Annotated in this window: 11 protein-coding genes; 7 read left to right on the top strand and 4 right to left on the bottom strand. The window is 65.3% G+C overall.

From position 1 onward, the window contains the following. Positions 1-7 precede the first annotated feature (7 nt). The 4 genes from V3H18_RS10300 (at position 8) to V3H18_RS10285 (ending at position 4,226) form a co-directional block, all read left to right on the top strand. Entirely contained in the window at positions 8-811 is an 804-nt protein-coding gene (locus V3H18_RS10300) for a biotin--[acetyl-CoA-carboxylase] ligase (protein ID WP_332081945.1), read from the top strand. Continuing rightward, a complete protein-coding gene (locus V3H18_RS10295; RefSeq protein ID WP_332081944.1) occupies positions 808-2,478 on the top strand; it encodes a ribonuclease J in 1,671 nt (556 codons plus the stop codon). The genes V3H18_RS10300 and V3H18_RS10295 overlap by 4 nt, the downstream gene beginning before the upstream one ends. A 201-nt stretch (positions 2,479-2,679) precedes the next feature. Continuing rightward, the gene (locus tag V3H18_RS10290) at positions 2,680-3,822 is read left to right on the top strand and encodes a DNA cytosine methyltransferase (RefSeq protein WP_332081943.1); all 1,143 of its coding nucleotides are present in this window, start codon (positions 2,680-2,682) and stop codon (positions 3,820-3,822) included. Further along, entirely contained in the window at positions 3,819-4,226 is a 408-nt protein-coding gene (locus tag V3H18_RS10285) for a very short patch repair endonuclease (protein WP_332081942.1), read from the top strand. Before V3H18_RS10290 ends, V3H18_RS10285 begins: the two co-directional genes overlap by 4 nt. 127 nt (positions 4,227-4,353) lie before the next feature. Here V3H18_RS10285 and efp read toward each other — a convergent pair whose 3' ends face one another. After that, positions 4,354-4,923 carry an elongation factor P gene (gene efp / locus V3H18_RS10280; RefSeq protein WP_332081941.1) on the bottom strand — a complete coding sequence of 190 codons (570 nt, stop codon included), beginning with the start codon at positions 4,921-4,923 and terminating at the stop codon, positions 4,354-4,356. A 101-nt stretch (positions 4,924-5,024) separates the two neighbouring features. On the opposite strand from efp, the gene epmA reads away from it, so the two are divergent. Beyond that, positions 5,025-6,071, top strand: a complete 1,047-nt coding sequence (gene epmA / locus V3H18_RS10275; RefSeq protein ID WP_332081940.1) for an EF-P lysine aminoacylase EpmA — start codon at positions 5,025-5,027, stop codon at positions 6,069-6,071. A gap of 225 nt (positions 6,072-6,296) precedes the next feature. Then, positions 6,297-8,120: a translational GTPase TypA gene (typA, locus tag V3H18_RS10270; RefSeq protein WP_332081939.1), complete on the top strand. Its 1,824-nt coding sequence runs from the start codon at positions 6,297-6,299 to the stop codon at positions 8,118-8,120. A gap of 421 nt (positions 8,121-8,541) precedes the next feature. Here typA and V3H18_RS10265 read toward each other — a convergent pair whose 3' ends face one another. Both V3H18_RS10265 and V3H18_RS10260 read right to left on the bottom strand, forming a co-directional pair. After that, a complete protein-coding gene (locus V3H18_RS10265; protein ID WP_332081938.1) occupies positions 8,542-9,114 on the bottom strand; it encodes a hypothetical protein in 573 nt (190 codons plus the stop codon). Positions 9,115-9,486: 372 nt separating this feature from the next. Next, positions 9,487-10,506 (bottom strand): RluA family pseudouridine synthase, encoded by a 1,020-nt coding sequence (locus tag V3H18_RS10260; protein WP_332081937.1) that lies wholly within the window; start codon positions 10,504-10,506, stop codon positions 9,487-9,489. 118 nt (positions 10,507-10,624) lie between these two features. On the opposite strand from V3H18_RS10260, the gene V3H18_RS10255 reads away from it, so the two are divergent. Continuing rightward, a complete protein-coding gene (locus tag V3H18_RS10255; protein ID WP_332081936.1) occupies positions 10,625-11,968 on the top strand; it encodes a BaiN/RdsA family NAD(P)/FAD-dependent oxidoreductase in 1,344 nt (447 codons plus the stop codon). Here V3H18_RS10255 and V3H18_RS10250 read toward each other — a convergent pair. Then, positions 11,896-12,369, bottom strand: coding sequence for a DUF411 domain-containing protein (locus tag V3H18_RS10250; RefSeq protein ID WP_332081935.1), 474 nt, complete (start codon positions 12,367-12,369; stop codon positions 11,896-11,898). The two genes, V3H18_RS10255 and V3H18_RS10250, sit on opposite strands and share 73 nt — an antisense overlap. Between the last annotated feature and the right edge of the window lie 54 nt (positions 12,370-12,423).

Below are 12,423 nucleotides of genomic sequence, written 5' to 3'. Positions count from 1 at the left end.
CGCGCGCGTGGACCTTGGATCACTGGCGCGCACGCATGGCGTCCGATTACTGGCTCTGGAAAGCGTCGATTCCACGAATGACGAGGCGCGGCGCCTGATCGAGGCGGGCGAGCGCGGGCCATTCTGGATCGTCGCGGCGCGGCAGACAAAGGGGCGCGGGCGTCTCGGGCGCGAATGGATGTCGCCCGCCGGCAATCTCCATGCGAGCTTGATCGTCAGCGATTTCGGCGAAAGCGCCGTCGCGCCGCAGCTTGGCTTCGTCGCAGGCGTCGCCGCGATGCGCGCTGTGCGCGCCGCGACGGGCGAAAGCCGCCGCTTTGCGCTCAAATGGCCGAACGATCTGCTGCTCGACGGCGCCAAGCTCGGCGGGATTTTGCTCGAGAACGTCGGCGTTGCGACCGGCGACGCGCGCGCGCCGCGCGCAAGCGTCGCCATCATCGGCATCGGCGTCAATTGCGCCGAGGCGCCGCAGGATACGCCCTATGAAGCGCGCGCGCTCGCCGCGCTCGGGCCGGGCGCGCCTGACGCTCCCGCGCTCTTTGCCCCTCTCTCCGACGCGCTGATCGAGACGCTCGATCTGTGGCGCGGCGGCGCGGGCTTCGCGTCCCTGCGCGAGGAATGGCTGACCTACGCCGCGCAGCTTGGCGCCGACATTCGCGTCGCGCTCGCGCGCGAGACCGTCGAAGGCCGCTTCGAGACCATCGACGCGACCGGGCGCCTCGTGGTCGCGACGAATGCCGGCGCGCGCGTCATCGAGGCGGGCGACGTGCTCATCGGCCCGCGCCGCGCGGCCGCGGGAGCAGGCTTATGACGACGCCCGCCGCCGACCTTGTTTTTTTGCCGCTCGGGGGCGTCGGCGAAATCGGCATGAATCTGGCGCTCTATGGCTTCGGGCCGCCGAAAGCGCGCAAATGGCTCATGGTCGATTGCGGACTGGCTTTTCCGGGACCGGAGCTTCCCGGCGTCGATCTCGTCTTTCCCGACATTTCCTTCGTCGAGAAGATCTCGCGCGATCTCGTCGCCATCTGCATCACCCACGCGCATGAGGATCATATCGGCGCGCTCGCGGCGCTATGGCCGCGGCTCAAATGCAGGGTCTTCGCCACGCCCTTCGCCGCCGGCCTTTTGGAAGTGCGCCGCCTGAGCGAGCCGGGCGCGCCGAAGATCGACATTACGACGACGCATGCGGGCGCGACGCTCGATCTCGATCCCTTTCAGGTCGAATATGTCGCCGTCGCGCATTCCATTCCCGAAGCCAATGCGCTCGCGATCCGCACGCCGCTCGGGCTCTTCATTCACACCGGCGACTGGAAGATCGATCCCGAGCCCGGCGTCGGAAACCGCATCGACGAGGCGCGGCTGCGCGCGCTTGGCGACGAGGGCGTTTCGGCGCTCATCTGCGACTCCACCAATATTCTGCGCGAGGGCGACAGTTTCTCCGAAAGCGACGTGGCGCGCACCCTGCGCGCGCTGATCGCGGAAGCCAAAGGCCGCGTGCTGGTGACGACCTTCGCCTCCAATATCGCGCGGCTGCGCGCGATCGCCGAAGCCGCGCAGGCCTGCGGGCGCACGGTCGTCGTCGCCGGGCGCGCCATGGATCGCGCCATACAGGTCGCGCGCGAATGCGGCTATCTCGATGGCCTGCCCGGCTTTCACGCGCCGGAGCTGCTGCCGACCCTGCCGCGCGAAAAGACCGTCGTCATCGCCACGGGCAGCCAGGGCGAGGCCCGCGCCGCCATGGCGCGCGCGGCGGCGAACGATCATCCCTCGATCAAGCTCGTCTCCGGCGACCGCGTGATTTTCTCGTCGCGCGTCATTCCCGGAAACGCCCGCGAAGTTCATCGCGTCATCAACAATCTTTGCAACATCGGCGTCGAGGTGATCACCGATCACGATCATCTCGTGCATTGCTCCGGCCATCCGCGGCGCGGCGAAGTCGCGCGCATGTATGAATGGGTTCGCCCGAAGATCGCCGTGCCCGTGCATGGCGAGGCGCATCACCTCTCGCAGCATGTCGCCTTCGCCAAGGCGCATGGCGCCGGCGAGGTCGTCTCCGCGCGCAATGGCGACATCGTGCGGCTCGCGCCGGGCGCGCCGGGCGTGATCGGCCAGGCGCCGCATGGGCGTCTCTATAAGGACGGCGAGGTCGTCGTCAATGAGGACGACAGCGCCATTCGCGACCGCGCCAGGCTCGCTTTCGCCGGCGTCGTTTCCATCGCGCTCGCCGTCGACCGCAAGGGCGAGCTCGTCGGCGATCCGGATGTCGTCTTCGCCGGCTTGCCCAAGCGCGGCAAATTCGGCGAGGACATGGGCGATGTCATCGACGAGGCGCTGTTCGCCGCTTTCGAGGGGCTGTCGCGCCCGCGCCGGCGCGACGCCGACGCCGTCTCCAATACGATCGAGAAGGCGGTGCGCGGCGCGGTGCAATCGGTCTGGGGCAAGAAGCCGACCGTGCATGTGATGGTCGTCGCGACGTAGCGAACCCTCTCCCATGGGGAGAGGGTCGGTCCGAAGGACCGGGGTGAGGAGTTTCCCTCACAATGATTTACACGCAACCCCTCACCCGACCCCGCTTCGCGGGGCTGCGCTCTCCCGAAGGGAGAGGGTTGGCGCGAACCTTTTTTATGCGGGAATCGGCCGAAAATAGCTAAACTCACCACCTGACAGCGTGAGTCGAAGATGGCCGATAAGCCCAGCTATTACGAATTCTTCGCCGGCGGCGGCATGGCCCGCGCCGGGCTTGGAGAGGGCTGGCGCTGCCTCTTCGCCAATGATTTCGATCGCAAAAAAGCTGAGAGCTATCGCGCCAATTGGGGCGGCGAAGCGCTTCATGTTGGCGACGTGCGCGAAATATCCACGGCGCAACTCCCTGGCCGCGCCGATCTCGTCTGGGCGTCTTTTCCCTGCCAGGATTTGTCGCTCGCCGGCGCCGGCGCGGGCCTGAAAGGCGAAAGGTCGGGGACCTTCTGGCCCTTCTGGGATTTGATGAAGGCGCTGCGCAAGGAGGGGCGCCCTCCGCCGCTCATCGTGCTCGAAAATGTCTGCGGCGCACTCACCTCCCATGGCGGCAAGGATTTCACTGAAATCTGCAAAGCGCTCGCGGAAGAGGACTATAAATTCGGCGCGCTTGTCATCGACGCGGCGCTGTTCGTACCCCAATCGCGCCCGCGGCTTTTTATCGTCGCGGCGCGGGAGGAGGTGGCGATACCGACCTCTCTCGTTGCACGCAATGAGGGTCTTTTCCATACGCGCGCGCTGCTGATGGCCTATGAGAAACTGCCGCGAAGACTGCGCGACGACTGGCTCTGGTGGAGTTTGCCCGCGCCGCCTTCGCGCAATGCGACGCTCGCGCAAATCATCGAAGAGGCGCCGCGCGACGTCGCCTGGCATAGCGGCGCCGAGACGAAGGCGCTCATCGCCATGATGAGCGACGTCAATCTCGCGAAAATCGAAGAAGCGAAGCGCGCCGGACGAAAAATGGTCGGAACGCTTTATCGCCGCACGCGCTATCAGAATGGCGCGAAAATCCAGCGCGCCGAGGCGCGTTTCGACGATGTCGCCGGCTGCCTGCGCACGCCGGTCGGCGGCTCCAGCCGCCAATATGTGCTCGTCGTCGATAAGGGCCGGGTGCGTTCGCGCCTGATGTCGGCGCGCGAGACGGCGCGGCTGATGGGTCTGCCGGAGGATTACATTCTGCCGGCGACCTATAACGGCGCCTATCATCTTGCCGGCGATGGCGTCGCCGTTCCGGTCGTGCGGCATATTGCGGGGCATGTGCTGGAGCCGCTCCTTGCCGCCATGGCGCTGCGCGACGCGGCGTGACGCGCGAAGAAGACCCCGCCCGGCGCTCCGCCATCATGCGCGCGGTGAAGGGGCGCGACACGTCGCCAGAGCTCGCCGTGCGCGCGATCTTGCGTCGTTTCGCGCCGTTCTATCGCCTGCATCGCAAGGACGTGCCGGGCAATCCCGACATCGCCTATATTGGCCGCAAACGGGCGATCTTCGTTCACGGCTGTTTCTGGCATGGGCATGATTGCGCGCGCGGCGCGCGCATGCCCAAATCCAACGCCGATTATTGGCGCGGCAAGATCGCGAGGAATATCGCGCGCGACGCCGCGCATCGCGACAAGCTCGCGGCGCAAGGCTGGCGCGCGCTCGTCATTTGGGAATGCGAGTTGAAGGACGCCGCGGCGACGGAGAAGAAGCTGCGCGAATTTTTGGGGTAGGGGGCGTTTCTCCTTCTCCCGCTTGCGGGAGAAGGTGTCGCGCGAAGCGCGACGGATGAGGGGCCCTCACCCGGCCGCCTTCGGCGACCACCCTCTCCCGCAAGCGGGAGGGGGAATTTAGCGTTCCTCAATCCTTCGCGCGTTCGACGTAAGCGCCGTCCTCGGTCTGGATCACGACGCGCGTGCCGGGCTGAATATGCGGCGGCACCATGACGCGCGCGCCATTCGCGAGCTTCGCCGGCTTATAGGAGGAGGAAGCGGTCTGGCCTTTCATCGCCGGCTCGGTCTCGACGATCTCCAGCGTCACGCGCGGCGGCAATTGGATTCCCACGGCCGCGCCGTTGAACATCGACAGGATGCAGATCATGCCCTCCTGCAGCCATTGCGCCTGATCGCCGATCACATCGGCGGGCACGAGCACCTGCTCGTAATTCTCCTGATTCATGAAGTGATAGCCGTCGTCGTCATTATAGAGATAGCTGAAATCCTGATCTTCGACGAAGGCGCGCTCCACCTGCTCGGTCGTCTTGTAGCGGTCGGAGACTTTCACGCCGTCGGAGAGGCGGCGCATGTCGATTTGCGTCGTGGGCGTGCCCTTGCCGGGGAAAAAGCTTTCGGCGGTCAGAACGACGTAAAGATTGCCGTCCTCCTTCTCGATGATATTGCCCTTGCGAATCGAACTGGCGATGACTTTCACGGTCAGTATCCCTTATAGCCGGCCTGGTTTATGAACGGCGGTAAGACCATATTTCGGGCGCGCCGGCAAATCCTTGCGTCGCCTGTCTAGCGGGAGGCTATATGACGCGCGCGTCGCCCTGGTGGGCCCGGGATGTTTACGCCGACCGGAAGCCTTTTCTCAAGGCGCGCGGGGCGATCGCCGCCGCCGTGCGGCGCTTTTTCGCGGGCGAAGGCTTCGAGGAGGTCGAGACGGCGGCGCTTCAGCTCTCCGGGGGCAATGAGACGCATATCTCCGTCTTCGCGACGGAGCTGATCGACGGCCGCGGCGAGCGGAGCCGCCTCTATCTCCACAGCTCGCCGGAATTTTCCTGCAAGAAGCTCCTGGCGGCAGGCGAGGAGCGGATTTTCACGCTCGCCCATGTGTTTCGCAACCGGGAGCGCTCGGCGCTGCATCACCCCGAATTTTCCATGCTGGAATGGTATCGGGCGGGCGAGCCGACGCTGCGGCTGATGGAGGATTGCGCGGGGCTGATGGCCAGCGCGGCGCGGGCGGCGGGGGCGAGCGATCTCGTCTGGCGCGACCGGGTCTGCGATCCCTTCGCCGAGCCCGAAATTCTTTCCGTCTGCGAGGCTTTCGCGCGGCACGCCAGCATCGATCTCGCGTCGGTCCTTTCCGACCGCGACGGCCTCGCGCGCGCCGCCGCGCGCGACGGCGTGCGCGTCGCCGAGGACGACACATGGTCCGACCTCTTCAGCAAGATCATGTCAGAGAAGATCGAACATCAGCTTGGCCGCGAGCGGCCGACGATCCTGACCGATTATCCCCTCAGCGAGGCGGCGCTGGCGCGCGCTAACCCGGACGATCCGCGCTTCGCCGACCGTTTCGAGCTTTACGTCTGCGGCGTCGAGCTCGCCAATGGCTTCGCGGAGCTGACCGACGCGGCCGAGCAGCGCCGCCGTTTCGAGGCGCAGATGGCGGAGAAGCGCCGCATCTATGGCGAGGCCTATCCGATCGACGAGGATTTTCTCGCCGCGCTCGCGGAAATGCCCGAGGCCTGCGGCGTTGCGCTGGGCTTCGACCGGCTCGTCATGCTGGCGACGGGGGCCGAGCGGATCGAGCAGGTCCTCTGGACGCCGGTGGCCGAGCGGGGCGCCGGCGAATTTTGACGAAAGCGCCGCGCCGCGCGTTTCTCAGGGCGCGGAATCCCCTCAATTGCGCCTTTGCCCCGGGGTCTTGCCCGAAAACAGGGCTTAGGGCCGGCGCTTTTTGGTTCCAAAATCCCGCGCCTTCGGGTATGAGACGCTGCATCGCAACAATAGTCCGCTCCCGTCTTCCGGCCGCCGCTTCCGGCGGCCGTGGGAGCCGCTGTTAGACCCTGGCCGGCCCTTTACATGCAACTGCGCAACATCGCCATCATCGCCCATGTCGACCATGGCAAGACCACGCTCGTGGACCGGCTGCTCCAGCAGTCCGGCGCCTTTCGTGAGAACCAGCGCGTCGCCGAGCGCGTGATGGATTCGAACGATCTCGAAAAGGAGCGCGGCATCACCATCATGGCCAAGGCGACGTCGATCGCCTGGAAGGATGTGCGGGTGAATATCGTCGATACGCCCGGCCACGCCGATTTTGGCGGCGAGGTGGAGCGCATTCTCTCCATGGTCGATGGCGCGATCGTCTTGGTGGACGCCGCCGAGGGCCCGATGCCGCAGACCAAATTCGTTCTCGGCAAGGCGCTGAAGATCGGGCTGAAGCCCATCGTCTGCGTCAATAAGGTCGATAAGCCCGACGCGCGCGTCACCGAAGTCGTCAACGAGGTCTTCGATCTCTTCGCCGCGCTCGACGCCACCGACGAACAGCTCGATTTCCCCATCATCTATGGCTCCGCCAAACAGGGCTGGATGGCCGAGGAGCCGACCGGCCCGCAGGACGGCATGGCGCCGCTGTTCGATCTCGTCCTGAAGCATGTTCCCGAGCCCAAGATCGAAGAGGGCGGCTTCCGCATGCTCGGCACGCTGCTCGAGGCCAATCCCTATCTCGGCCGCATCATTACCGGGCGGGTGTTTTCCGGCTCGGTGAAGCCCAATCAGGCGGTGAAGGTGCTGGACCGCTCGGGCAAGATCGTGGAGCAGGGACGCGTCTCGAAGATTCTCGCTTTCCGCGGCATTGAGCGCCAGCCGATCGAAGAGGCGGAGGCAGGCGACATTGTCGCCATCGCGGGGCTCGAACAATTCAACGTCGCCGATACGCTTTGCGCGCTCGACGTGAACGAGCCCCTGCAGGCGCAACCGATCGATCCGCCGACGCTCTCCATGACCTTCCTCGTTAACGACAGCCCGCTTGCGGGCACGGAAGGCGACAAGGTGACGAGCCGCATGATTCGCGCGCGCCTTTACAAGGAAGCCGAGGGCAATGTCGCGCTGCGCGTCGAGGACGCGCCGATGGGCGACGCCTATATCGTCTCGGGACGCGGCGAATTGCAGCTTGCGATCCTGATCGAGACCATGCGCCGCGAGGGCTTCGAACTCGGCGTGTCGCGTCCCAAGGTCGTGTTCCGCCGCGACGAGAAGGGCGCGATTCTGGAGCCGATCGAGGAAGTCGTCATCGACGTCGACGAGGAGCATTCAGGCGTCGTCGTGCAGAAAATGGCGGAGCGCAAGGCCGAAATGATCGAGATGAAGCCCTCGGGCGGCAATCGCCTGCGGCTTGTCTTCCACGCGCCGACGCGCGGCCTCATCGGCTATCAGGGCGAGTTGCTCACGGATACGCGCGGCACCGCGATCATGAACCGCCTCTTCCACGAATATGCGCCCTATAAGGGCGACATTCAGGGAAGGCGGAACGGCGTGCTGATCTCCAACGATCAGGGCGACGCCGTCGCCTACGCCATGTGGAAGCTGGAAGATCGCGGGCCGATGATGATCGAGCCGGGCTGGAAGGTCTATCGCGGCATGATCGTCGGCGAGCACACGCGCGACAATGATCTCGAGATCAATGTCCTCAAGGGCAAGCAGCTCACCAATATCCGCGCCGCCGGCAAAGACGAGGCGGTGCGCCTCACGCCGCCGATCAAAATGACGCTCGAAAAAGCGCTGGCCTATATCGAGGACGACGAACTTGTCGAAGTGACGCCGAAGTCCATTCGCCTCCGCAAGGTCTATCTCGACCCCAACGACCGCAAGAAGGCGAAGGGCAAGAGCGCCGCGCTGGTGGAGTAGCGCTATCGTCATTGCAAGCGAAGCGATGCAATGCGACCAAAGCGCGTAAGCTGGATTGCTTCGTCGCGACTTGTCTTGCAGCGACAAATGCCTGGCCGCGCGCAAATCGCCCAGCCCTTCACCTTACCTCTCCCCGCGAGCGGGGAGAGGGGCGTCAGTCATTGCGCGAAAAAAATCACGCGCGCGTTATGTCGCGGAGGCGCGTCGCCGCTATCTCTTCTCCCCGCTTGCGGGGAGAAGTGAGATGAGGGGCCAGGGGTTTGGCGCAGGCCTTCAAATCTCCGCAATGGATGGCCGCACCGCTTTGAAAGAAGCGGCAATTACGCCTCGAGCGGGTTCCGAAAAAGTTGACAGATTTTTTCGACGAGAACCTGCTCCAATATTTTGATCGATCACGCGACTCCATGCGATCGGGAACGCGCTAGCGGAAGAGTCCCGCGATGGCTTGAAAGCCATTGTCTATTCCGAGGCGCAGGGACGCCCCCAGAATTGCGCCAATGTATGCGGAAATGGGGCTCAAGCCTATAATGACGACGACAAAGCCGGTGGCGGCCCCGATCAACAGATCATTGCCGCCCAAAGCGTGAATTCCTCCGGCGAGGACGCTGCACAAGATAGCGACCACCGCCGTCGCCATTAACGCATTGAACCCGGCCGAGACGCCGGCTCCCTTCACGATTTCCGTCGCGCCGGCGACGACCATCGCAGCCACGACCGCTGCTTTGGTCGTCTCAGGCAGATCGAGGCTGTCAGTTTTGAAAAGGAAACCGATCGCCGCCATCACCCCGGCGGCCCACAAGTCTTCTTTGGCGATATCCGCGGACGAAGGACGAACGCCGTATCTGGCGCTCACGATTGAATACCCTGCCGCTCCGCAAATGGCGCCGACCGACGGCGCGTCGGAAACGCCGGCTCCAGCCGCCGCGTAAGCGCAGGCGATAGCGGCGATGATTGCAAGACCTAGCCGCTTTGCCGCAGAATCCTGATCAACCATTATTGACCGTCCGATCTCGACAGGGAATTATGCGCGCCCCAATAATGGCCCACGCGCCTTTGTCGTTAAACAGTCGATAATCGAGCGCTCACGCCTTGCGCAACGCCTCCCTCAACCCGGCCAAATCCTCCGGCAATTCGCTCTCAAACATCATCTTCTCGCCCGTGATCGGATGTTCGAAGCCGAGCGTCGCGACATTACGCTACTCACCCAGCCCCTCACCTTACCTCTCCCCGCAAGCGGGGAGAGGGGTGGCAAGCGTTACGCGAAAAAATCACGCGCGCGCTATGTTGCGAAGGCGCGGCGCCGCTATCCCTTCTCCCCGCTTGCGGGGAGAAGTGAGATGAGGGGCCAGGGGTTTGGCGCGGGCCTTCAAATCTCCGCCAACGCCTCCCTCAACCACGCCAAATCCGCCGGCAGTTCGCTTTCGAACATCATCTCCTCGCCCGTGATCGGATGTTCGAAGCCGAGCGTTGCGGCATGGAGCGCCTGGCGGCCCAAGCTTTCGACGACTGCGCGCGCTTTTTCGGAAAGCTTCGCGACCTTGGTCTTGAAGCCCGCGCCATAGGTTGAATCGCCGATCAGCGGATGGCCGATATGCGCCATATGCACGCGGATCTGATGCGTGCGGCCAGTTTCCAACTGGCAGCGCACAAGCGATGCGACGCCGTAATCCTCTATTCTTTCCCAATGGGTGATCGCCTCTCGTCCGCGCGCCTCAGACACGACCGCCATCTTCTCGCGTTGCGTCGAATGGCGCCCGAGCGGCGCGTCGATCGTTCCATGCGCGCGTTCGGGAACGCCCCAGACGAAAGCGAGATATTCGCGCGTCAATGACAGCGTGCGGCCATGGTCGGCGAAGAGCCGCGACAAGCCGTGATGCGCGGCGTCGGTCTTGGCGACGACGAGCAGCCCGCTCGTATCCTTGTCAATGCGATGCACGATGCCGGGCTTCTTCACGCCGCCGACGCCGGAAAGGCTGTTCCCACAATGGGCGATGAGCGCATTGACGAGCGTGCCGCTCTCATGCGCGCTCGCCGGATGCACGACGAGTCCCGCCGGCTTGTCGAGGACGAGAAGATGCGCATCCTCATAGACGATGTTAAGCGCGATGTTCTCCCCCTTGGGTTCGGCGGGCGCCGGCGGCGGCACGATGAGCGTGACTTTGTCGCTCTCCGCGAGTTTCTTCGCCGGATCGCGCGCCGCCGCTTCTTGTATCGTCGCGCGGCCGTCTTCGATCAGCGCCTTGACGCGGCTGCGCGAGAGATGCGCCGCAATAAGCTCAGGCCTTTCCGCGAGAAATCGGTCGAGGCGCGCGCCGGCTTCTTGCGGCGCCACGACAAACTCGAAGCGCGCAGGTGCGTCAATTTGATGCAGCTCTTTAATGTTCATTCAGGATTTCTTCCGCGCGCCCATGCGCCCATGATATCGAGCCTAAACAGGAAACGCCGACGCTGCGCGAGAGATGGGCCGAATCCATCCATATAGGCGCATCGACGATCGCCGCCCAATGGAGGCTCTTCCCATTCGCGACGCCGAGGCTCCGTTCTGCGCCGTCATCGGCGCGGGCCCCGCAGGTCTTTTCGCCGCGGATGCGCTGGCGCAGGCGGGCGCCCGCGTCGTCATCTATGAGCACAAGGCGAGCCCGGCGCGCAAATTCTTAATGGCGGGACGCGGCGGCCTCAACATCACGCATAGCGAAGCCATCGAGCGTTTCATCTCGCGTTATGGCGCGGCGGCGACGCGGCTCGCGCCCTTCATTCATGCCTGGCCGCCGCAGGCGCTGCGCGACTTCTGCGCCGAGCTTGGCGAAACGACGTTCGTCGGCACGAGCGGACGCGTCTTCCCGGCAAGCTTCAAGGCGTCGCCGCTGTTGCGCGCCTGGCTCGGAAGGCTGTCGCGTCTCGGCGTCGCGATCGCCACGCGGCACGCCTTCATGGGCTTCTCCGAATCGGGCGCCTTGCGGCTGCTGGGCCCCGACGGCGGCGAGATCGTCCGCAAGGTCGACGCGCTGGTGCTGGCGCTCGGCGGCGCCTCCTGGCCGCGCCTTGGCTCCGACGGCGCCTGGGCCGCACGGCTCGACGCGCAGGGCGTGCGGGTGACGCCGCTCGCCGCCGCCAACAGCGGCGCGCTCATCGCCTGGAGCCCGATCTTCCGCAGCGATTTCGAGGGCCAGCCGGTCAAGACCGTGCTGCTGCGCCATGGCGACGCCCGCGCGCGCGGCGACATCGTCGTCACCCGCAACGGGCTCGAAGGCGGGCCGGTCTATGCGCTTTCCTCGCGCATGCGCGAGGCGGCCGCAAAAGACGGCGCGACGACGCTCGCGATCGATCTGCGTCCCGACACGAGCCTCGAATGTCTCGCGCGCAAACTGTCGCATCGTCCGCAAAAGCAGTCGCACGCCAATTTCCTGCGCAAGGCGGGCTTCTCGAAAGTTGAGATCGGCCTGCTGCGCGAGGCGCGTCGCGACGGCCTGCCGCGCGACAGCGAGGCGCTCGCCGCGCTGATCAAAAACGCGCCGCTGACCGTCGTCGGCGTCGCCGGTCTGGAGCGCGCCATCTCGACGGCGGGCGGCGTCTCCTTCGACGAAGTCGACGACGATCTAATGCTCAAAAAGTTGCCGGGCGTTTTCGTCGCCGGCGAGATGCTCGATTACGACGCGCCGACCGGCGGCTATCTGCTGCAGGCGGCTTTCGCCACCGGTCTCGCGGCCGGGCGCGGCGCCGCGCGCTATCTCGGCCTTGCGGCCGCTGGCGGCGGCGAGGCCCAGCCCGGCGCGGATCAGGCGGGCTTGTCGCCGCGCCACTTGCCATATTCGCGCGCGCCGGAGGCGTCGAACAAATACAGTATATAGACCTCCTCGCGAGCGCCCTCCATGCCGGGCGAGCCCATGGGCATGCCGGGGGCGGCGAGACCGATCGCCTTCGGGCGCTCCTTTAAAAGCCGCGCGATCGCCTGCGGCGGAACATGGCCTTCGACGATATAGCCGTCGATTTCGGCGGTGTGGCAGGAGGCCAGTTGGTCGGGAACGCCGAGGCGCGTCTTCACGGCGTCGAGGTCCGGTTCGTCGATTTCCTCGACCGCATAGCCCTCCTGGCGCAGCCGCGCCCCCCAGAGGCCGCAGCAGCCGCAGGTCGCGCTCTTGTGGACGACCGCCTTGATCGCCTCGGCGCGGGCGGGCAGGGCGAAGAGCAAGGCGGCGGCGCTGGCGCCCAAGCAGAGAGCTTTACGGCGGGAAATGGCGCGATGCGGCATGGGCGGTTTCCTCCTTCTTCTCTCCAATATAGCCGCGTCGCCCCCGCCGTGCAT

The organism is Methylocystis borbori (assembly GCF_036576025.1).
Taxonomy (GTDB): domain Bacteria; phylum Pseudomonadota; class Alphaproteobacteria; order Rhizobiales; family Beijerinckiaceae; genus Methylocystis; species Methylocystis borbori.
The sequence above is the reverse complement of the archived record's forward strand: the minus strand, read 5'-3'. Positions and strand labels throughout refer to the sequence as shown.

Coding starts and splice junctions, on each gene's coding strand:
- V3H18_RS10295 (WP_332081944.1), top strand. CDS start 808: ATGACGACGCCCGCCGCCGACCTTGTTTTTTTGCCGCTCGGGGGCGTC.
- V3H18_RS10290 (WP_332081943.1), top strand. CDS start 2,680: ATGGCCGATAAGCCCAGCTATTACGAATTCTTCGCCGGCGGCGGCATG.
- epmA (WP_332081940.1), top strand. CDS start 5,025: ATGACGCGCGCGTCGCCCTGGTGGGCCCGGGATGTTTACGCCGACCGG.
- typA (WP_332081939.1), top strand. CDS start 6,297: ATGCAACTGCGCAACATCGCCATCATCGCCCATGTCGACCATGGCAAG.
- V3H18_RS10265 (WP_332081938.1), bottom strand. CDS start 9,114: ATGGTTGATCAGGATTCTGCGGCAAAGCGGCTAGGTCTTGCAATCATC.
- V3H18_RS10260 (WP_332081937.1), bottom strand. CDS start 10,506: ATGAACATTAAAGAGCTGCATCAAATTGACGCACCTGCGCGCTTCGAG.
- V3H18_RS10255 (WP_332081936.1), top strand. CDS start 10,625: ATGGAGGCTCTTCCCATTCGCGACGCCGAGGCTCCGTTCTGCGCCGTC.
- V3H18_RS10250 (WP_332081935.1), bottom strand. CDS start 12,369: ATGCCGCATCGCGCCATTTCCCGCCGTAAAGCTCTCTGCTTGGGCGCC.